This is a genomic window from Pseudomonas sp. MWU13-2105 (genome assembly GCF_023242315.1).
Classification (GTDB): Bacteria; Pseudomonadota; Gammaproteobacteria; order Pseudomonadales; family Pseudomonadaceae; genus Aquipseudomonas.
Genome location: NZ_JALLIY010000020.1, coordinates 109,019 through 128,651 on the forward strand (window position 1 = coordinate 109,019; position 19,633 = coordinate 128,651).

The following is a 19,633-nucleotide window of genomic DNA, read 5'->3' on the forward strand; positions in this document are numbered from 1 at the left end:
CAGAGGCAGGTGGCAAGAAATTTAAATAGATATATGAATTGAACAGGCAATCCACTAGGCGAATAGGTCTTCGTCGTAACCAGGCTCCACTCCAGACATAGATACACAACAGAGGTGCGCCGCGTCGCACCACCTCTAGGAAGGAGGAACGTATGCGCGTTATGATTCTTGATGATGATCCATGGATTGCAGATCTTCTCAAACAAATTGTTCTGAGTATCAGAGCCGGGATCGACGTTGATATTTTCGGTACTGTCAGTAGTGCATTGAATGCCCTGCAACATACCGACTATGTCGCCGTATTGTCTGACTGGAACTTGCCAGATGGGACGGGCCTCAACTTTCTTGAAGGTTTGCGCGTGCATGATCATGAAACACCCGTCTTGATCGTCACCGGTCGCTCTGATCGAGAAAGCGTTCTGTCTGCAAGGCACTTGGGAGTGAGTGCCTTCATCACCAAACCCTTTGATATTCCTCATATGATTGAAGTCTTGGCGCCGCTGTTTCCAAGTGGCGAAATGCAAGATGACGTACCTGCGCCTCAGGATGATTTTTTTTCCTATCTAGCTCAGTTGACCGCGAGCGAGTTGGGCTTACCCCTGGCAGAGAGCATCCGCAGTAAACTGCAATCGGACCCTAATAGCCACTCTCAGGATCTCAAAGCTCTGGTTCAAGAGTGGCAAAGCGCTCCTGCGGTCTATGCCCATCTGATAGCGGCCGCCAATGGCACTACCTACATGCCCGAATCAGAAAGGCCCTGCCTAAGCCTGAAAGAAGCGATCACCCGTTTGGGGATGCTGACGTCCCTGAACCTTCTTTTTGGCCTCGCATTGCGCCGTTCCGACAGCCATCCTCTTGGACTGTGCGTTGAGGTTTTTCTTACTGAGCAATTAAAGGCCTGCGAACGTTTAGGGCATCGAACCACTGAACTAGCCCTGCAATGCAGTCTCGAACCTTCCCCTTTTCAGGCCGCTGCAATGCTGCACCGCTTGGGGGAGTTGAGTGTTATCTACGCCGCGCTGTGCTGGGAAAGCCGAGAGGGAGCGCTGAGTGAAGAACAGTTGAGCAAGGCCATTGAGCAATACGCCCGGTCCTTCGCATTGATGATTAAGGTTCATTTGGGCATCCCCAGATACCTGCAAGAATTGATCGGGGCTGTTTACGCGCTCCCCAACATGCATGTTCGGCAGGACCAGGTCATCATGCGATTGGCAGGAGCGGAAATGATGAACGAACCGCAACCGGTCCTGCAAAAACTCAAACGTCTAGCGGGCGTGCCTTAACGGAGCCGACACGGTTATGACGCGCTGATGGAGATCAAGTGAGCTTCGGATCGGTGAGTGACAGAAACGAAAAGCCCGGCGCTAGGCCGGGCTATTTCCAGAGGGCGCTGATCCGTCAGCTGGTCTGAGTGTAGGGCAGTTACTGGGCGGTCGGTAGCAGAAAGCCAGGACGTGTCGTAATCGACTACTGCTTGCCAGCAAGCGACATCGGGAAAGGCCCAGAAACGAAAAGCCCGGCTCAGGGCTGGACTTGTTGTCAGTTTTTTCTGCAACGTTCCCCGCCTTTACCTCATCTGCATACCCTGCCAGCCGATCCTCCCCAGCATGGAGTACCGTGCACATCTTCAGGGCCGCCTGAGCATCTACCTCGTTGCCGGCCATGCTCAGGCGCTCAGCAATCCGCATCAGCTCGACCGCTGACCATTTGAGGTCCGAAGCAATCCCCTTGAAGTCGCGCCGCAGTTTCTGATTTGGTTTCGTCAGGCCCATGGATCCTCCTACGTATTCAGCTGCGCCAGATGGTGGCGCTGTGATGGTCGAGTATGAACAGGACTTTGAGTAGAGCTCAAGAGCGCTGAACTATGGAGTGTCACTCAGGTGAGTTAAGCACTGTAAGGCTCATGCTGATGAACTCGAGGTTGTTGTCCAGCGGCCAGAGCGCGGCGCGGATGTTTTCGGCCACCTCGGCAGAGCCGCGCTGCTCGACCCAGTTGGATAATTCCTCGATCGCGGCACCCAGGGCGAGCTGGTTCTCGTTGAGCTTGGTGAGCAGGGCTGGTAGCAGGTCTGTATTTGGCATGGTTGGGCCTCCGTGATGGAGGTAGCGTAGCAGTGGGGAGCAGGAATGTTTTGGAGATTGTGTTCGTTCGGCAGGACGCCGAAAGAGGAATGAAATCAGTTCCGAAACCAAAGACGCGCCACTTGGTTTTAAAGATCTCCAGATGCACTGGAAAGTGCTATGTCGCGGACCTGAAATTCGAGTAAGTGTATGAGAGATAATAATTTATCCATGGGTTGAAACTTTTCTGGATCGATGTTGATTGCCACGGCTGGGTCAGTCGCGCCCTACGCGGCTGCGCGGCAAATAGTTAGTCTAAATAATCAAGAAGTAGGTGCTTAAATAATTCAAGTAGATAGGCGAATTAAACAAGCAGCCAACTAGAGTTGGCTGCGCTCTTTGATTTTTCTTTCGGTCATGGATTTTTGCCGGCTTTACACAAAGTTTCCCACTCGTCGAGCATGTCAGCCATAATCAAGGCGTCTTCACCATTCTCCTTGTGGAACGCATTACTCCATTGATCGACACAACTATCTATACTGGATTGATTGAATGACTTCGTTGTGACGCTCTGCAAGGCTGGAGCAGCCTTGCCACCCGCTTCCGGTCCAGTACCTTTCAGGTACGCGACGATGCGACCATCCTCAGCGTTTCCTAGATAGTACCCACGTAGCAGAACTACGGGAGTTTTTTGGGTTTGCTGGATTTGTCCTGCGTATTCGTTAGTTGAGTCCCATAGGCCGCTGTCATGCTGATATTGATATTCGCAGATACCTTGCTTGCAGAACACCGTACCGCGAGTCTCTAGCACCTTCACGCTACCATCCTGCATCCTGTAGGGGAGTTTGGCAGGGATATCTTCAGGTACGCAGTCTAGCCAGGCTGAGTTGCGTTTGCTTATAGGACACTCTTGTGTTTCTTTTGCTTGCCAGGCAGCTGCTCCTAAGGAGTATGCGTTGGCAATCAAGCCAAGCAATGAAACTACTAGAAGTTTTCTGCTCATTTAAATGTTTCCTTGTGTCTGAAGATGAATCGGCGGATTTGAGGCGCAATAGCGCGTATTTCGGTCCTGTGATGTGCAGAGCTCAGGTCGGTCAGGTATAGGCATGCAACCGCCCAATTTTGTTGAGGCGGATTATTTGAGTGGATACCATGTCTTGACTTCGTAGAGTAGCCAGGTACTTTGTCTAGCGCTTAGACTTCGGCGTAAAGGTCTAGGCAGGAACTGTATGCGCTATAGAGCGAGCCATAGCGCAATACAGGTAAGTATCATGGCTTTATTAGAAGCCCTTGTCCTGTAGGTAAGCTCGCTATCGCTATGTTCATTTTTGCTGCCCATTGATCCATACCCTCTTTCTGAGGCTGGTATCCGTAGTAAGCATAGTCGTCTAGTAAAATTACTGCTCCAGATACCAAGCGGTCCCACAAGAATTCAATTGCAGCAACTTCAGGAAAGGTACAGTTCAGGTCGATGTGTAAATAAGAGATTTGGGTTGAGTCGATATGATCAAGGGTGTCGGGAATGGATCCTTGTATGATCTTTGCGTTAGGCCACTCTGAAAAGTTTGCCCTCACAGATTCAATATTTGATGTATATGTCCCGTCTTCAACTAATTTTCGGTTCTTATTCGCGACGCCACCAATTTTTTCTTGCTCGGACAGATACCTGTCATCAATGCCAGAGAATGTATCAAGTAAGTAAAAAGTTCTGTCTGTATTGTTCCAGTCTAGATCTTTCATAATCGCTGAGCTCAGAAAGCCATAGTTGACTCCGCACTCAACAAAATCACCGCTGTGTTTTGCGGCTGTTCGCGCCGCCCATAGCCCTATATGCACACGCCAAAACCATTTGTAGTCAGAACCGACAGCTTCTACTCCGCGTGCATACGCTGTGATATAGCTATCGTCGCTCATGAAATCGTGGTTATGCACTGAAGATAATCCATCCGAGGAATAACGCCCTTCTACCTTTGGATAAAGGGAGTTCGGGTCTCGTTTGTAGTTGCGATTTTCTCCACGGCCCCAAGCCAAATAGTGTTGTGCTGGGTCAAGTCCTGACATTCTGACATCGGGATGTAACTTTAGGTATTGTTCAGGAGAAAAGTCTTCAGGCAAACTCATGGTATGTCCTTGTTAATGGTTTGATGGCGGTGAGCAGCTGTATTAGATGATTCAGATAAGTAAGGTGAGAGCGAAACTGCCAATCCACACGATGAAATACGCCAAGTTTTGATTCAGCATCTTGGCGCGTTGGTACAGATAGACCGGTACGATAAATACCCAACCCTTGAAGCGGCGAGTGTCGTGCCCGGCTTTCTTAAGGCGTTTTTCATCGAACAGGCTCAAGGCGACGTTCAATATCACGGTGAGGTACCAGTAACGGCCATCACTCAGCGCTCTCTGACCACTTCCCGTGGCTCCCGCAACGAAGGCTTCCAGCAAGTAGCCAAGCAGCGGGGCGAAAGCCAGTAGCCATACCAGCGTGTTGTTGACGCTCGCGCCTGTGAGCGGGGGTGGGGAAGCCGTTTGGAGGTGCTGTAGAAACTCCGTTCTTTCGAGTTGAATCCAGTTTTCCAGCCCCTTTTTCCAAATGAGGCTGCCGTAGGTCAGCTTCCCTGAGCGGATGAGGGCGACTATTTGTTGTTCATTGGCAGCCTGACGTTGGCCTTTCTCTTCGTAAAACCATTGCTCACTGCTTGTTGCTTCCGGCATGGAAAATTCCTTGGTTCTGGATGTGGGCACAAATAGATGAATAACAACCTTTAGAGTTGATTTTCAACCTGTTGAGTTCTTCATGTCAATGAGGTGATGCCCAACCATCTAGGTTGATATGGGGAGGCGCCGTGATAGAGACTGATCAGAAATACTTGGCGGGTGTGGTGGGGCGTGCGATTGCCAAGCAACGCATTCGCAGTGGCTTGACGCAGGAGGAAGTGGCTGAGCGTCTGGGAATCGGCAACGAGGCTGTTTCCCGCATTGAACGCGGCATCGTGATTCCCAACATTGAGCGCTTGCTAGCGTTCGCGGGAATCTTTGACTGCGAGGCGGCAGAACTGTTGACCGAGGTCAGTTCGCGCCCGGACGACCAAGCCAGCCGGATCAGTCGGTTATTGACGCCTTTGAGCCAGGAGGATCGACAGCTGATCCTCGATCTGGTTGAGCGTTTGGCTGAACGGCTAGCAAAGGCATGATCGGGGCAATGGGGCTTTCAGGTCTCGGCGTTCTGATCGAACTTGGTCCCACAGCGTAAGCAGAGAAAGTCATAGTGGTTGAATTGATATTTCTGCACGTCTCTGGCAAATGCCGTCATGGCGGTATAGCCAGATGTCGCACTGGAAACGCTTTCGACGATCAGGTCGAGCAACTGCACGAGCAGACTTTCAGGTCGGGTTTCCGGGTCAGTTACCAGGCCTTGGGTATGGGCCTGGCGCACACTGAGTAGAAAGCTATCAATGGTCCCAATGAGCATGACGGCAGCGTTAGCGGCCTCTTTGGACAGTACAGCCTTTGAATCGCAGATCAGGCAGCGTTGCGGCATGGTGGAGCTCCGGTGAAAGGGTTAAATCACTGAGAGAAAACCTATGGATGAGGGAGGGGTAGGCCTCCCTTTATGCGGCGGGCTTTTCAAGCCACGAGTTGCAGGGCGGTGTTGAGCGCTCGTTGTTTGATGACCGCACCTTGGCCGAACCAAGCGGTGTCAATGCGGTATTCGTTGCTACGAGCGCGGCGCTCGTGGTCGACGTACTCGGTGACCGAGTTGAGCAGGCCCCAGGCCGTGCCCTTCGCCGCTTCCAGTTCCGCACCTCGGCCATGACCGTCATACAGGCTCAGCACCTTAGTTAAGGCACGCTCATTCGAGAGGCCGGTCCGCTCGGGGTTGCCCGGCTGCACCTCGCTTAACACGTTCCGCAGAAAGTCTTTGGCTTCATGGTTTTGCACTTTGCGTTCGGCGAGCATTCGCATGCGGTACATGAAGTCGTCCCATTGCGAGACGGCGATGCCCAATTGCTGCTTCACGGCCTGTGGATTGAAACGGGTGCTGTGCGGGACCTTGATCGCTTGGCTAGCGCCATTGACCGCAATACTCAGGGTGTTATTGCAAACGACGCGAACGGTGGTTGGCGTCGCCGTGGTGGCCAGCGTCCCGTCGCAGGAAGTGGCCAGCAGTAAATAGCCATTGACCACGTCATTACCTTTGAGCGCGGCTGACTGTCCAGTCCGTGCCAAAGCCCAGAGTTTTCGTCCGCCTTTCAGGACACCAGCGGTTTCCAGCTCATAGCCCGAGCGTTCGGTCAGATCGCGGTAAAACTCCAGCACTTCACGCGGCTGCACCACCTGGTAGCGTTTCGAGACGACGGACAGGGCTTCCTTGCTGTCCGAGCGGTAGAGGACTTTCTGTTCGGGAAATGAGTGGATGGTGCCGAGATGACCGACGGCATCCGCCATGTAATGTACCGGCGACTCCTGGATCTGCCAGTTCATTCCGGCTTCTTGTTGCCAGACTTCCAGCGGTTGCTTGGGCGAGAGCTGATTGCCCAGGCCATGCCAGGGAGTGGCGCCAACGTAAGCCATTTGTTCGATGAGGTGTGCCATGGGGATCTTCCTTTTCATAGGCGCACGGCGAGGCCGCTGAGCATTCAGCAGGGATCAGTCGGCGTGCGGAGTTGACAGATAGAGAGAGCGAAGCGATGGATCAGACAGCGAAGGGTGGTGGCTTCAAGTAGGAGGTGAGCAGTTCAAGCGGAATGACGGCAGCTAAACGAAAGTCCGCAGTCGAGGCAGAGGTAGTTGTCCAAAACCCGCTCATCGATGACTTCACCGAGTTTGGCGCCAGCGATACAGCCGGTTGCCGCACCTGCTAATCCGCCGAGAATAGCCCCGGCAATCCCGCCAACGGCGACCCCTGGAGGGCCGGCGATGACGCCGATAACAGCGCCAACCTCGGCTCCTGCCATTGCCCCGGTGACTCCTTGGGCGGCACCACCGACGGTGCCGATGAGGGCACCGATTTTCTTGGCAACATCTTTGGTCATTACAGAAGCTGACTGGCAGCTTGGACACTGGATGGTCATGAGCGCTTTCCTTTTATAGAGAGATGAAGTCATTGCGCGGGCATAGAGCCCATCAAGCAAACCGCTTACGCGACCTGCCTGACTGGTGAGCTATCGAAGCTTGGGTTGTGATGCTCAATGTGGAGAGATGCAAATTCGTGATGTGTGACTGCGAATTTGTTGAGTGCGATTCGGTTGGCACCGATGTTTCATCGCGTAATGAGCTTGTGGGTGCACTGCGACGCAGGGCGGGTTCGCGGAGGTGGTAGCGCTGGCGTGCCCGGTTTCATTGGGCGAAAACTTTTAAAGCGTAGGTTTTTTCGTCTTTTACGTTTTCGAACCGTTCTCAGTTCTGATGTTTTAAGGTCCGGGTGTTCGGGGGGTAAAACGCCTGCAGCCCTTTGCTGGTAGGCGTTTCCGGGATACTGTTGTTTTTCAGTGGCTCACCAACGATTGGGCTTTCGAGACGGGGAAAATTCAATCAGTACCAAGACGTCATCGAACAGTGTCGAAGCTTTATTGAGCTGGCCGACTAAAAGTTCGGCTTCAGCTGCTGGCTCTCGTGGTCGCAGTTTTTTGCGATGGGCTTCATCGAGATGATTGAATTGAGATTTGAACATTTCTTCGTCATCGGCCTTGTGCGGGTGTAGGTGGAGGCTATGCACAAGAAGGTTACGTCGCTGAAGAAGAAACTGAAGACCATCGTCTTTGTTGGACGTCTGGAACGCGCGCAGACGCTTCCAACTGCCGCTATTGCATAGGTGATCGTCCATCGGTCTCACATTCGCATGGATGCGATCCATGACAGCATGAAAGCCGTTGTGGTCGAATTTTCGTATGTTGAAGAAGGTGAAGTCTAGGACTTGCCCTATTCGATCCCAAAACGAAAAGAGGCGAATGTACGCGGCTTCTGCGTGTTCCCAGAAGGCTAATTGCGCATGCTTTTGAAACAACTCTTCGGTGCCCGGATGCTCGGGCATTTCCAGTAGGTCCGGTTGCTCGATCAGCATTGTTGACCCGGTCATGAACAAATGAGCGCGTATTACAGATTTGCGTGCGCGCTGGAATACATCGAACACCTCTCGCATCGAGCTCCCCGGGTAGTCATCAGCAGGGGGAGGACTTTCGCCTGTTCGTATTAGATACAGCTCAGGGGGGCCGCCCAAATGCTCTACGACGCGATTAATGCGCTTTTCAAAGTGCCCACTGTCACTATCCGCAGGCCATAGCTCCGCGAATCGTCCTTGCTGGATTCTTTCATACTGACCCAGAACAACCACCTCATTTGCAACGTAAGCCACAGCATTGCTGAGGACTGCGAGCAGCTTTTCGTTCGTGATGGAATGTTCGTCTTCGGTACTCATCTCGTCGCCCTGGAAATGAATGCAGCATAGCTCGACGGATGACATTTTCGGGAGTGGCGCGGCAAATAGGTAATTTTGGTAAGCGATGGCTGCTTTCAGCCAATAGCGTACCTGTCACCGATCACAGCTCCACACTGAATCCGCGCAGGCCCATGTTGTCTGCGAAGCGTCCGATCGCCGTCAGGGTGGTTCAGGTGCGCAGCGTCTCGCGTCGCGAACGCAGCGGCACCCAGCGGGCGCCGCTGCTTCCCAGGCGAATCGACACCCAATCAGTTTTTATACATAGGTGTTTCGTAAGGAATCACTATACTAGAGTCATCAGATTTTTCTTCTTCATAGTGTATAGCAAGCGATGTATACATGATTGCATAACGAACTTTTCTCATAAGTCTCAATGTCTGATTCCGGAGCTCCTTGTCTGTGATAATAAGCGGGTATCCTTGTAAGTCGTCTCGCTCATCAATTAAGCGTTGATCGGAGTTAATTTTTTCTCGTATATGTTGTTGTTCCGCCTTAGGGATTCCGCTTTTTAGAATTTTGTTGTTCTTCTCTATGCGGGCAAGTGTTTCCGCATGTTTTGTTTTGGCTAGACTTTTCTCAAAAGGGTTGGTGACTTTATATAAGTCGTCCACGACAACTCTAAACCCTCCGTGCTCTAGCTTATTCCTAATGTCAGCCAGTTTCCCGGCGTTTGAATCCATCCAATGGTCATGTCCTTCAGTTTCATCATCATTTATCTCTCTAGATAACCAGTGCAACGCCAAAAGGTAAGGGTTGTCAGAGTCTAAAAAATTCTGCTTAACCTTCTTTTTTTCTCCGTACCAAACATTTGAAAAATATACTCTAGCTACTGAACCAGGATGTAGGTATTTGAAAAGAAGGACGGCAAGCTTGTCAAAGCAAGAATAGAGTAGCCGAAAAGAAATTTTTATCTGTTCAATGTCCCTGCGGTAGATACAATAATCTAGCGAGTTAACGAGAAATAGATCATTGTTCGCATAATGCGAAACCTCTCGTTGTGCGTATTGACTTTCAATCGCTTCATAATAAGTGAACCTGGCATGCGCGTACTGATGCTTTATTTCAGAAAATCCACCACCTAGCCATAGACTTTCAGTCACTCCGACCAGTGGGTTGATTGAATAGCGTACACTGGGTAACCCCATCACATCTTGAGCAGCTACTGGTTCAGTCGTTATTTCGTTCAAGTCGTTAATGAAAAGAGTGTTTTCCAAGCACCATTTTTTATAGGAGCGCTCCTTGCCTGATTTTCCCATCGAACCTTTAAATTTAGAAAGATGTGGAAACTCTTCACTGATCGAATCGAAGTGTTGATTGAAATGACTGACGAATTCAACGTAGGGGGTGGCAGCCTCTATAAATTTAAGGTGATCTGCGTCGAATAGAGTTTCCTTGCATTCATATATATACTTCAATATCGGATAGGCTTCTTTTTGAAAGTGCATAGCATGATCGCCATCATACAAGCTGCTTGACACTTCCACCAAGAGTCTTCCCTTTGAGAAGTAAGCTATCGGGTTATTGAAAATTGCTATGGCAGTATCATACTCTTTTAATGCCTCAAAAAGCCGACCTTGACTATGGAGTGCATTTGCCAAATTTGTATAAACCTTACTTCTCAAATCGTCACTTAGCTCCGAAAAGCCATGTTCATACTGCGACTTCTTGTAAAACTTAACCTGAAGTCCAACCCTTTCATCCCAAAAAGAGTCAAAGCCATCTGCAAGAACGGCATACCCGTTTCCGATTATATAGTAATTTTCAGCGCGACATTTAGAGCTCTGATAGTTTCGACTGTTTAACAGGTTGATAAATTCTTCTAGTTCTACATATTTTCGACCAATGATTAATTGGTCCATTTTGGCAGCATCCAAACTCACGCATGTTTCTTCCATATCGCTCACACATACAGTAGCGGCCATTGAAAAGGCGGGTCACAAGCTAGTCCTTTTCCAGGTTTCTTAATCGTGCCAAGCCCTGATTGATAAACCCCGCATTCTCCCAAATTCGCTCAAGTGTAACGCGAGCATTCTCTCCAACGGTTTCGTATCCCTGCTGTTCGACTAACAGCACCAATTCCATCAACGCAGCTTCGAGGCCTAGCTGATTTTCGTACATTTTTTCGAGGACGACGGCAAGGGAATATTCGCTGGCCATGCATTCGACTCCATTCGGAAAACAGGAAGCATAGCAGGGCACCTGAGGAGACTGATTTCAGTTCGAGGCTGGGGAAAAGGTAATTTTGGTAAGCAGATGCGAAAAATTGGCTGCAGCCCTTATAGATCGTGGCTTTGACGTATTACCTTAGAAGGTAATATTTGGTAAGGTAGGAGGTGATATTTCGCCAAGTGGCTGATTTTAAAGGGTTTCATAAGCGGGTTAAATTACTACGACTAAAGGTAATTTTCTAACCTTTTTCTTACCCAATTATTACCTTTATAGATTTCCCCTAACTAGCTGAATTTATTATGATTTTTAGACGTTGAAAAAGAGAATTACCAAAATTACCTTTTCCCAGGGGGCAACCGAAAACGGGGATGTTGCTGGAGGAGGGGATGCAGGCCGGCGTTTCCACGTAAATCGTGTAACTGTCACCAAAACTGTCACCAGTCTCGCCTGACGCTACCTCGATGTAGCTGGAGGCCTTGAAAATAGTGGGGCGGGTGAAGGGCATCGAACCCTCGTTATCAGCTTGGGAAGCTAATAACGAGGTAGAGTGACTCAGGGGAGAGGGGATATTACTGGACTTTGAAGAGGTTCTAGTTCGAAATATTGATGGTGAATAGGTGAAAAATCGATTCTAAGCTGTTTCGTAACATCCATAAAGATTAACGCCACCTATGCTACGAAAATCCTTGTCGTCCGTAATTATGTTTGGGATTTTGTTATCTTGCATGAATTTTATGTAAAGCGCGTCATAACCGTCAATGCGGTAGTTTTCGACCATGCTGATTAAAGTGTCGGACAGCCCAGCTTCAATTGTTGCAGGAAGCTCTTCGGCCATAGCTTGAACTTGACCCCAGGCCGCCCTTAGCTCCTCAAGGACAGACTTACGTTGTGCGTCGTTATTCCTGAAGCGTTTTATTGGATAGTTGGGGTCGCCTTCAAAGGCTTTAAATACCTCGAACTCAGATCTCTCTATTAGACTAGTAAGTTCTATGAGGGTTAGTGGCGAGTAGTAGAGGTTGGCTTCATTGGTGAGCGCCTTCTCAATAAAATCTGGGTAGAATTCGATTTGGTAATCTTTGGGAGCTTTTGTGAAGAATTTTTTCGACGCGGCATAGGTCGTCCAATACCATACGTTTGTATCAACAAAAAAAATATCACCCTTTTCCGGCTCTTTCTTCCTGATGTCAAGAAACATACTAAATATCCTTTTTGGCTGCATCTAGGCCTTGGTCTGTTTTGCCACCGGTATCAGAATAAAACTTTAGAGCGTTTCCGATTACTAAATTAAGTAGTCGTTTGCCATGATCAGAGATACCTTCAAATACAAGCTTGCCTTGAAGTGCTTTGATATCCTTGTCTTTAAGTAGTGCACCTATGCTCGCATTGAAGAATGGGGACGCAAATACATCAATCCCGCTAAAGTTTAGTTCTATTTTTTCCGGGCTATCCCAATCTTGAAGTATTGCAAGCTTTAGTTTTCCGCCCGAGTTCATGGAGATCGCATTTGATCCGACGATTTCTCGTACATTTATAACGTTCATGTTTTTTTTCCTCAAAAATAAGCCGGAATTTGTTCGCTGACTTCTGACTTGAATTTGTAGTGTTTATTGTCGCAGTTTACCGTAATACTTACTAGCGTCCCCAAAAAACTTCCGGGTATCCGCTTAGTCACGTAACTTCCGTTAGTGTGTACGGTTGCCATGTAGGCATCACTGCATATTCGAAGTACTCCGCCATTCACACGTACAAAATCGCGAAGTATACCAAACCCCAGGCCTCTGGGGAGGTCGGGAGCACTATCTGTTCTTGTGGAGTTTCCGATTTCAAGCGCCCACTTAAAGGCATCTTCACCTTCCAATGTTGGAATATGGCGTTGAACCGATTCCACAATACCTCCACCAAAATCTAATACTGAGAGCGAAAGTTTTTTATCTTTCGCTTCATAGTAGCCACAAGATATTACACTTTGATTGTTGGGATTTTCTTTTAATCCATGGCCGTAAGCATTCACAAATATTTCATAGATGCTGCTAATAATCTCAGATTTTAACGACTCTGACACAGATAGCTTCTCATCTGTGAGCCAACTGTCTTTAAGGTGGTTGACTATCTGAGTGTCCTCCAGAACAGTTTCGTGTTCTCGATATCCAATGTAATCAGTGTTTTTTACTATTCCGTAGTCGGGATTTACATAGTTCCAGAATCCTAAGTCGCACAGCCTATCCATCAGTACTTGACTAATGCCGTCAACTTTGAAGCCGATTTTTTTTGCAGAGAAAATACTGGGTACCCCGAACCCTTTTAACATCTTGGTTTTGATTTCATGCTGCTTAAGATAGTTGCATATTCCACCAATGACAACTAGTCCGTTATGGCTTATGACTGAGCATTTCGAAAAGTCAAATACATAGAAAGGCTCTGGGTTGGATAAGATGTGATGGGATAACTTGCTTAAATATTTATATCCGGATTCGTCATCGCGAATGGGTGGCATAACCACATCAAAGCGCTCCTTTCTCATTGTCCCATCCTTACAAACCCCAATCGATGTTTCGCGGTATCTAAACTCACTGGTCCGAGGCAAAGGTATCGGAACAGATATCAGTAATTTTTTTCGCAGCCGTTTTGAAGGTCGAGCTTCCTTTCCTTTGCTCCTTGAGCCGTTTGACAGCAGGGGGTGCCCATGGTGCCACATACCTAGCACAGTACTTCAACCATTGCCTATTTCCTAGATGTCTGGAGGCTGATAGCTGCATGTGACGGGTGACCAGACTGCTCCCCCGGAGATCTTGTGGGCGATAGCGTTAACCGTGAACCGATGAATGCAAAGGCCTCTGCTCCGCCATCTGCTAACCGATTTCCAGTTTTTTCAGTCGGGCCAGGCCCTGTTTGATGTGGCCGGCGTTTTCACCAAGCGTTTGCAGCGCCCCACGGACATTATCCCCCACCTCTGGCGCGCCCAGCTGTTCGACATACAGTGTCAGCTCCATCAAGGCAGCTTCCAAGGCCAGCTGGTTGGTATACATCCTCTCCAGCACTTCCGACAGTGAATAATCCCCCGGCATGGTGTCGACTCCGTTAAAGAAAAACACAAGCATAGTACTGGTAGTGCCCCGTCAGGCAGTAATTGAGGCTTGCTTAGAAATTGCTACAAAGCAGAGAAGGTGAAGCGTGTGAGTCAAGCTGGCCGGGGCGTTGGAGGAGCGCTACGCCCAATAGGGGACACGGAGAAGCGGCGAGAGGGCTGGGGTGGCGGTGTTCAAGGGCATGGAGTGTCTGTCGTTTGGGTGCAGCCGGCGCGGATGGGTAGGGCACGCGCTGGATGGTGCGCCGAGGTTATCAGCAAACGTGCCGCGCCAGGCGTTTTTGGAGCTTGGAGCAGGGGGCTGTAAATAAAACAGTCCCCTTTTCGATTTATTCCGAATTTTAAATGGGAGTGAACGTTACCGTCGCGCTTCCAGAGTTATCGCTGACTTGGAGCTGATCTACGATAAAAACATAGACAGGATAGTCGCCGTCAACTTTAATTACCGCGCCTTCCGACGTGTTAACCGTATAGAACCATTTTTCATAGTTTCCATCCTTGAGTGGGGTCGTATTGAAGAGAATAACCTGTTGTATATAAACGCTGCTGCCCGAATTAAATTTCATCGTATCATCCGACAGCGTGACTGCGTACTTGCCTGTCGCCAGATTTACCGGCGTCGCCCCGCTGCCGCTTTCTGATATATTTGTCAGGTTTATTGCAGAGTTTGCATTTATCGTAATTTGAGTAGTAGACATGTCGTTGACTTTCCCTGTTCGACCGAAACTGGTCAAAATCACTATAGTCTGATTTTTATTTTTGGAAGCCGCGAGCCTTTAATTTTTTCGACCATTTCCGAGAACCCTTCGTTGGAAAGCAGGCCACGCCAGTGCAGGTCTTGCGCTCCGACTTTTCAAAGCCCACAACAGTGGCTCAGAGGGGGGCGGGGTATCGAGGCGAAATTTAGGTTAGAACCGGAACCGGCAGGCGTCGGGATACGCCTTGCGTAGTGATCGAAATCACTGCGTTCTAAAGTCCATACCGGGGGGGCGTAAGTAGGAGGGGTTCGAATCCCTCGGTCAGCGACAGGCCATCCAGGTCACGAGTATGGGGCAAAAATGGGGCAAATCATACGCCAAACCATGCCATCCAATGCCCATTATGCGTTTATGCAAGCCTCCACGGTAGGGCGTTGCAGTCAGCGATTACGGTGCTTTTCTGCCCTATCCCTCGCATACCCCAGCACAATCGGGGTGTGCTCAGTTGTGGGTGGTTACGATCGGCCGCTCTCGACGCTGTACAGGACAGCCACGGGGGGAAGGAGCTCGATCAGATTCAGCGCGGCGGTAGTTTCAACTAGCCCTGGCAAGATTTTTCGAATGAGCTATACCCAACATGCTGGCGACTATGGATGAACAGGTGGAGGGGATGGGGATGAGGCTTTTTTTTGTAATACCTGTAGTGTGCTTGGCCCTAGCGGGTTGCAAAACCTATGATGGATTGAAATCTAACGCTGAATCTACATCAATCCCGATCCTTGATGCTAAAGATTACAAGGAGTATCGTCCGGTTGATCCTATCCCTGTGCCTTTCATGAATAAAATATTACCCGATGGGAGTGTTATATCCCGGGATTGGGGTGAGTTAACCAATGAAAATATAAGTGCAATTCTACCAAACCAATACTCAAGTATGACTATAGCAAAGGTAGATGCTTCAGGGCGACTGTCATATTTAGTTGCTAACACTACGGCTGATACAGGTCGATATCGAGTGTATCTGGATTATTTTAAGTATAAGGTAGAGCGGATTGTTAATGAGAAAACTAAAGTTATCCAAAGCTCTGGACGAGTAGGAGTGGGGATGCGATTAACTGCGGAAATTATTACTACTAAGACAAATGTGGATCTGAACAGTTTGCTGGCGCTTGGCGTGGCGGCGAAACAGGGGAATGTTACTGGATCTATCACTGTAGATATTATAGGGATCGACCCTAAGGAAATATCAAATATTTTTTCCGGTAGTTCGACCATAGATGAGACTAGTATTCAAAAGTCTCTTGAAGCTTTAGCTGTTATAAGATCGCGTTTGTCAGATGTAAATACTCGCTTAACTCCTCAAATTGTTTCGGTCAAAGATGATTGATTTGGTTTGTATGTTGGGCTAGGTGGCGCGTCGTGTGCTTGTTGATATGGACGAGTCGTTTCAATGCGGTAAAATTGATAATCTTGAAGCTATTTTGCTTGTAGGAGGTTCTCAAGTTCGTGACGCAGCCACCCACAATCTTCTTGCATTTTATTTTTGTGGTTGGCTATACGGGGGGAGTTTAACACTGGCCGTCTCGCCTTTGAAGTGTCGGGAAAATAACCAGTTTTACTATGACGAAGGAACGGCACGTCCGGCGGTGGTATTGAATAAATATCAATGATGGTTTTTGGCCGGCAGTCGACTGATGCGTTGAACGTTCTCTATTATACTTTGTTTGCTTGCTGCCACAGTTAACCCCGTGTCCGAAGCTGCCCTTGGTGATGGACAACAATTGCGAGTGCATTCGGCTAACACTCACCACATTCGGGGTGTGCCTAGTTAGCTATCCGTGAGCCTTAGCTTCGCTAAGCCCTGTTTGATATAGCCTACGTTTTCAACGGCGGTGGACAGCGCGCTGCAAAAAACGTTTGCTCCTACCTCAGTCGAACCTTGCTTGCTTTCGGTGGTGCACTCCCAGTCCACAAGGAATACACTTGCGATCCTTACTGTTTAGGGAGTGCTACGTTGAACCTGTTCGACTTGTTGAAGCTGTGGGAGCCGACGTTTACACCGGAAAAGGCTAAGGTCCACTTGGCCAGGTACAACGGCGAGGACCACCCGCTTGATGTGTTCATTCAAGGTGGCTTCGATAAGTGGCAGAGTCGGCAAAGCAACCGCAATTTTAAACTTCCTTTCGTGGTTTCGCTTATTCAGGCCGGCAGTCCAACCCGTTGGTTGTTTGCTGGGTTGTTTCGGACGATTGATTGCGTGGAAATAGGTGGTCTCAAGCCTGATTACGTCTACGACCTGGAACGTGTACCGGCGGCTGAAGAATGGGTGGGTCGACTGTACCTGAGCAGCAGCTACACCAGGCGCAACTCCTACCCGTACGGTGAGACCTTAGTGGGTGACCTAGTGGTTTCTGAACTGCTGGCCGAACGCCTGAGCATTGGCCATTTCCCCGGATTCAAGAAGGTCAATCTGACCAAAAAACAGCTCGATGTAGTGGTGCTGCAAAATGTTGACTCTTGGCGCTCGGCTCTGTCGAGCGTCAAGGGCATTTACCTCATCACTGATATCCAGACCGGGAAGCTCTATGTGGGCAAAGCCGATGGCGAGACCGGCATTTGGGGGCGCTGGTGTACTTACTCGACCACCAGCCACGGCCACAACGTAGCACTCAAGCAAGAGTTTGGCATTGATGCGCCACCGGAGCGCCAGAACGATTTGCGCTTCTCATTGCTAGAAATCGCAGACCTGCACACGATGAAGGCCGATATCGATGCCCGAGAGAATCACTGGAAGGAAATCTTGCTGACTAGATCTTACGGTTACAACCGCAATTAGTCATCCAGCGGGCGCAATTGCGTCGACTTATGAACAAGCTCTAGATTTATTGTGGCTTTGGAGAAAGGAATGGTTGCTTAAAACTTGCTACATTTAGAAAACACAATGGGTTATGTGGCAGGTTTAATGGGGGTTACAGCGGTTAGTCTGTCCAGTCCATCATCGGGGCAACGCTGAAGCGGCGAGATGGCTCGGAGTGGGAAGGTGTAGCGTCGTTCAAAGGCATGGAAGGTCTATCGCTGTAGGCGCAGCCGGCGCGGATGAGGCAGGGCGCCAGCTTGAGTGTCGTATGGATCTAGAAATAATATTAGATTCTTGAGGTGTTGAACCATCGATCGAGCAAAAAAAGAACCAACATCTCCTGCATCGCTTGTCGATGCAGGAGATGGCTTGGAGTGGGCAAATTACTCACCAGAAGGCTGAGTCACGAACACTGCCCAATCCGACATCATGGCCTGACGCTTCTCAAACAGATCTCCGCGAAAATAGGCTGCCTCGACCTTGTCTTGCCGAACATGTGCCAAAGCCAGTTCACAGACCTCTCTTGGATATTGAGTCGACTCCGCTGCCCAGTCGCGAAACGTGGAGCGAAAGCCGTGCATGGTTAAATCAGTGCGGCCCATGCGACGAAGCCCCATGAGCATCGACATGTTGGACAGATGCTTGCCTTCCCGAGCCCCTGGAAATATGTGGGAATTACCACGAATCCGGATTAAGCCATTCAGCAGATCCAGGGCCGCTTGACTCAATGGCACGCGGTGCTCCTTCGCAGCCTTCATCCGATGAGGAGGTATTTTCCAGACTCGCTTCTCTAGATCGAATTCATCCCAGGTCGCACCAAGAACTTCGTTTGTTCTGCACGCGGTCAAGATGGTCATCTGCATGGCTTTGTAGCTGAGCTCGTCATGCTTACTTATTTCTTTCATGAACGCAGGCATCTCTACCCACGGTAGTGCCGGGTGATGGACCACGGTTTTAACCTTGGAGCGCGGAGGCAGCAGTTTGTCGAGATGCCCACGCCACCGGGCTGGATTTTCGCCTTCTCGCAGTCCCCGCACCTTCGCGGCATCAAGCACCATTTCCATTCGGTTACGGACACGGGAAGCCGTTTCTGGCTTGACCTGCCATATCGGGGTGAGCACTTTGAGTACATGCTCAGTGGCCACCTCTTTGGCGCTTAAGTTTTCCAGCACGGGGAAGGCATAGGTCGTTAACGTATTTTCCCATTGTTGGGCGTGCTTCGCGTTTTTCCAGCCGGAGCGATGAGCTGCAATGTAGTCCAGGGCAACGGATTTGAAGGTGATAGCCTTGGCTTGTTCGGCGAGTGCCGCTTTGGCCACTGCCAAACGTGTGGCCTCGCGCTCAGCGAGAGGGTCGATCTTCTTTTGAAGGAGCTGTCGTTGAATCACCGCCTCAGAACGTGCGTCCTTCAGCTTCACGTCGGGGAATCCACCCAATCCCATCTCCCGGCGTGTTCCGGCCAACTGATACCGTAAGACCCAAGACTTCTTCCCACTGGCCTTTACCACGAGTCGCAGCCCATCTCCGTCCTCGTAGGTGCCTGGCTCCGACAGGTTTTCGATCTGCTTTGTATTTAGTTTTCCCATGTGTGTTCACTCACCAGAAAATGTTGAGCCCAAGAGCCTGTTCCCCCATTTGTTCCCCCATTAGCTGTGGGATTCACCGGAAATTCTCTGGACGCTAATGGACGGATACTAGGCTGTAGACCTTGTATTATCTAGGGTGTATGTATTTTTACGGACGTTACGGGACAATAGAATGGCGGTCTATCTCTCCGCCATACATAGAAAAGCCCCGCAGATCAAGGTCTGTGGGGCTTTTTCGTTTCTGGGTTGTACGTAGTGGTTGTACGTAAAGTATTTCCCTTGTACTGCTCGTTTGCGGGTCTCTGTGGCTATCGTTGTCTCGATGGTGGTTCGCTCGCACCTTCATGCCAATACGATAGTTCTGGGTGCTGCACTGAGCTTGCAGGGCGCCAGGCTGTGCGATTCCCTCTGTTTGTCGTCACCTGTGTATGGTCGAGATGTTCTAGGCAATCCCTATCGTGTTCTATCACATCGTAGGCTCTGTCTTCGTCTGCCCACTTCTCTAGCTCTTCAATGGCGGTTGCTAAGGCGAGCTGGTTGTCTTGCGGTGCGCATGGTGCGTCGGGTAGCGCGTTGCCTGTCGTAGGATTTTGTCTCCGGTGAGTATTAACGTCAGTGCCCGCAAAAATCCGCCCGCGTCAGTTTGAGTGGCAAAAAACAATGACGGGCGGTGCAATCTCGGCCTGCTGCGGCCTACGTACCTTTTCAAGCTTTCATGCACAAATTGCGCACAGACTTATC

21 protein-coding genes and 1 pseudogene are annotated in these 19,633 nt (G+C 49.7%); 5 read left to right on the plus strand and 17 right to left on the minus strand.

What is annotated here, in order from left to right; all coding sequences use genetic code 11:
- Positions 1-152: 152 nt before the first annotated feature.
- Positions 153-1,283 (plus strand): response regulator, encoded by a 1,131-nt coding sequence (locus M5B96_RS26220; protein WP_248799886.1) that lies wholly within the window; start codon positions 153-155, stop codon positions 1,281-1,283.
- A gap of 261 nt (positions 1,284-1,544) precedes the next feature.
- On the opposite strand, the pseudogene M5B96_RS26225 reads toward M5B96_RS26220, so the two are convergent.
- From M5B96_RS26225 to M5B96_RS26245, 5 genes and pseudogenes are all read right to left on the minus strand, one after another.
- Positions 1,545-1,772, minus strand: a pseudogene (locus tag M5B96_RS26225) (hypothetical protein); the annotation flags it as partial.
- 100 nt (positions 1,773-1,872) lie between these two features.
- A complete protein-coding gene (locus tag M5B96_RS26230) occupies positions 1,873-2,082 on the minus strand; it encodes a hypothetical protein (protein WP_248799887.1) in 210 nt (69 codons plus the stop codon).
- A gap of 394 nt (positions 2,083-2,476) precedes the next feature.
- Entirely contained in the window at positions 2,477-3,064 is a 588-nt protein-coding gene (locus M5B96_RS26235; protein ID WP_248799888.1) for a hypothetical protein, read from the minus strand.
- Between the two features lie 266 nt (positions 3,065-3,330).
- Positions 3,331-4,182, minus strand: a complete 852-nt coding sequence (locus tag M5B96_RS26240) for a class I SAM-dependent methyltransferase (protein WP_248799890.1) — start codon at positions 4,180-4,182, stop codon at positions 3,331-3,333.
- A 51-nt stretch (positions 4,183-4,233) separates the two neighbouring features.
- Positions 4,234-4,773, minus strand: coding sequence for a DUF4339 domain-containing protein (locus M5B96_RS26245; RefSeq protein WP_248799891.1), 540 nt, complete (start codon positions 4,771-4,773; stop codon positions 4,234-4,236).
- 131 nt (positions 4,774-4,904) lie between these two features.
- On the opposite strand from M5B96_RS26245, the gene M5B96_RS26250 reads away from it, so the two are divergent.
- Positions 4,905-5,252 carry a helix-turn-helix domain-containing protein gene (locus M5B96_RS26250; protein ID WP_248799893.1) on the plus strand — a complete coding sequence of 116 codons (348 nt, stop codon included), beginning with the start codon at positions 4,905-4,907 and terminating at the stop codon, positions 5,250-5,252.
- Positions 5,253-5,269: 17 nt separating this feature from the next.
- Here the strand turns inward: M5B96_RS26250 and M5B96_RS26255 are convergent, their stop codons facing one another.
- The 11 genes from M5B96_RS26255 to M5B96_RS26305 all read right to left on the minus strand — a co-directional run bounded on the left by M5B96_RS26255 (position 5,270) and on the right by M5B96_RS26305 (position 14,449).
- Positions 5,270-5,599, minus strand: coding sequence for a hypothetical protein (locus M5B96_RS26255; RefSeq protein ID WP_248799895.1), 330 nt, complete (start codon positions 5,597-5,599; stop codon positions 5,270-5,272).
- Positions 5,600-5,685: 86 nt separating this feature from the next.
- Positions 5,686-6,654 carry a DUF932 domain-containing protein gene (locus tag M5B96_RS26260; protein WP_248799896.1) on the minus strand — a complete coding sequence of 323 codons (969 nt, stop codon included), beginning with the start codon at positions 6,652-6,654 and terminating at the stop codon, positions 5,686-5,688.
- Positions 6,655-6,797: 143 nt separating this feature from the next.
- Positions 6,798-7,133, minus strand: coding sequence for a hypothetical protein (locus M5B96_RS26265; RefSeq protein ID WP_248799897.1), 336 nt, complete (start codon positions 7,131-7,133; stop codon positions 6,798-6,800).
- Positions 7,134-7,555: 422 nt separating this feature from the next.
- Complete coding sequence (locus M5B96_RS26270) at positions 7,556-8,476, minus strand: hypothetical protein (protein ID WP_248799898.1); 921 nt, start codon at positions 8,474-8,476, stop codon at positions 7,556-7,558.
- A 269-nt stretch (positions 8,477-8,745) separates the two neighbouring features.
- Complete coding sequence (locus M5B96_RS26275) at positions 8,746-10,377, minus strand: LA2681 family HEPN domain-containing protein (protein ID WP_248799899.1); 1,632 nt, start codon at positions 10,375-10,377, stop codon at positions 8,746-8,748.
- Positions 10,378-10,438: 61 nt separating this feature from the next.
- Entirely contained in the window at positions 10,439-10,654 is a 216-nt protein-coding gene (locus M5B96_RS26280) for a hypothetical protein (protein ID WP_248799900.1), read from the minus strand.
- A gap of 643 nt (positions 10,655-11,297) precedes the next feature.
- Positions 11,298-11,861 carry a type II toxin-antitoxin system VapC family toxin gene (locus M5B96_RS26285; RefSeq protein WP_248799901.1) on the minus strand — a complete coding sequence of 188 codons (564 nt, stop codon included), beginning with the start codon at positions 11,859-11,861 and terminating at the stop codon, positions 11,298-11,300.
- A gap of 1 nt (position 11,862) precedes the next feature.
- Positions 11,863-12,207: an STAS-like domain-containing protein gene (locus tag M5B96_RS26290; RefSeq protein WP_248799902.1), complete on the minus strand. Its 345-nt coding sequence runs from the start codon at positions 12,205-12,207 to the stop codon at positions 11,863-11,865.
- Positions 12,208-12,218: 11 nt separating this feature from the next.
- Complete coding sequence (locus M5B96_RS26295) at positions 12,219-13,187, minus strand: hypothetical protein (protein ID WP_248799903.1); 969 nt, start codon at positions 13,185-13,187, stop codon at positions 12,219-12,221.
- Positions 13,188-13,515: 328 nt separating this feature from the next.
- Positions 13,516-13,731, minus strand: coding sequence for a hypothetical protein (locus M5B96_RS26300; RefSeq protein ID WP_248799944.1), 216 nt, complete (start codon positions 13,729-13,731; stop codon positions 13,516-13,518).
- Positions 13,732-14,092: 361 nt separating this feature from the next.
- Positions 14,093-14,449, minus strand: a complete 357-nt coding sequence (locus M5B96_RS26305; protein WP_248799904.1) for a hypothetical protein — start codon at positions 14,447-14,449, stop codon at positions 14,093-14,095.
- 637 nt (positions 14,450-15,086) lie between these two features.
- On the opposite strand from M5B96_RS26305, the gene M5B96_RS26310 reads away from it, so the two are divergent.
- From M5B96_RS26310 to M5B96_RS26320, 3 genes are all read left to right on the plus strand, one after another.
- Positions 15,087-15,836, plus strand: a complete 750-nt coding sequence (locus M5B96_RS26310; protein WP_248799905.1) for a hypothetical protein — start codon at positions 15,087-15,089, stop codon at positions 15,834-15,836.
- Positions 15,837-15,858: 22 nt separating this feature from the next.
- Complete coding sequence (locus M5B96_RS26315; protein ID WP_248799906.1) at positions 15,859-16,119, plus strand: hypothetical protein; 261 nt, start codon at positions 15,859-15,861, stop codon at positions 16,117-16,119.
- A gap of 344 nt (positions 16,120-16,463) precedes the next feature.
- Positions 16,464-17,285: a GIY-YIG nuclease family protein gene (locus M5B96_RS26320; protein ID WP_248799907.1), complete on the plus strand. Its 822-nt coding sequence runs from the start codon at positions 16,464-16,466 to the stop codon at positions 17,283-17,285.
- A gap of 404 nt (positions 17,286-17,689) precedes the next feature.
- Here the strand turns inward: M5B96_RS26320 and M5B96_RS26325 are convergent, their stop codons facing one another.
- The gene (locus M5B96_RS26325; protein WP_248799908.1) at positions 17,690-18,892 is read right to left on the minus strand and encodes a tyrosine-type recombinase/integrase; all 1,203 of its coding nucleotides are present in this window, start codon (positions 18,890-18,892) and stop codon (positions 17,690-17,692) included.
- Between the last annotated feature and the right edge of the window lie 741 nt (positions 18,893-19,633).

Bases quoted from the DNA above. Each gene is read 5' to 3' on its own strand.
- M5B96_RS26305 (WP_248799904.1), bottom strand. From the start codon at position 14,449: ATGTCTACTACTCAAATTACGATAAATGCAAACTCTGCAATAAACCTG.
- M5B96_RS26310 (WP_248799905.1), top strand. From the start codon at position 15,087: ATGCTGGCGACTATGGATGAACAGGTGGAGGGGATGGGGATGAGGCTT.
- M5B96_RS26235 (WP_248799888.1), bottom strand. From the start codon at position 3,064: ATGAGCAGAAAACTTCTAGTAGTTTCATTGCTTGGCTTGATTGCCAAC.
- M5B96_RS26290 (WP_248799902.1), bottom strand. From the start codon at position 12,207: ATGAACGTTATAAATGTACGAGAAATCGTCGGATCAAATGCGATCTCC.
- M5B96_RS26220 (WP_248799886.1), top strand. From the start codon at position 153: ATGCGCGTTATGATTCTTGATGATGATCCATGGATTGCAGATCTTCTC.
- M5B96_RS26230 (WP_248799887.1), bottom strand. From the start codon at position 2,082: ATGCCAAATACAGACCTGCTACCAGCCCTGCTCACCAAGCTCAACGAG.
- M5B96_RS26285 (WP_248799901.1), bottom strand. From the start codon at position 11,861: ATGTTTCTTGACATCAGGAAGAAAGAGCCGGAAAAGGGTGATATTTTT.
- M5B96_RS26245 (WP_248799891.1), bottom strand. From the start codon at position 4,773: ATGCCGGAAGCAACAAGCAGTGAGCAATGGTTTTACGAAGAGAAAGGC.
- M5B96_RS26260 (WP_248799896.1), bottom strand. From the start codon at position 6,654: ATGGCACACCTCATCGAACAAATGGCTTACGTTGGCGCCACTCCCTGG.
- M5B96_RS26270 (WP_248799898.1), bottom strand. From the start codon at position 8,476: ATGAGTACCGAAGACGAACATTCCATCACGAACGAAAAGCTGCTCGCA.
- M5B96_RS26300 (WP_248799944.1), bottom strand. From the start codon at position 13,731: ATGCCGGGGGATTATTCACTGTCGGAAGTGCTGGAGAGGATGTATACC.
- M5B96_RS26240 (WP_248799890.1), bottom strand. From the start codon at position 4,182: ATGAGTTTGCCTGAAGACTTTTCTCCTGAACAATACCTAAAGTTACAT.
- M5B96_RS26280 (WP_248799900.1), bottom strand. From the start codon at position 10,654: ATGGCCAGCGAATATTCCCTTGCCGTCGTCCTCGAAAAAATGTACGAA.
- M5B96_RS26295 (WP_248799903.1), bottom strand. From the start codon at position 13,187: ATGAGAAAGGAGCGCTTTGATGTGGTTATGCCACCCATTCGCGATGAC.
- M5B96_RS26265 (WP_248799897.1), bottom strand. From the start codon at position 7,133: ATGACCATCCAGTGTCCAAGCTGCCAGTCAGCTTCTGTAATGACCAAA.
- M5B96_RS26255 (WP_248799895.1), bottom strand. From the start codon at position 5,599: ATGCCGCAACGCTGCCTGATCTGCGATTCAAAGGCTGTACTGTCCAAA.
- M5B96_RS26325 (WP_248799908.1), bottom strand. From the start codon at position 18,892: ATGGGAAAACTAAATACAAAGCAGATCGAAAACCTGTCGGAGCCAGGC.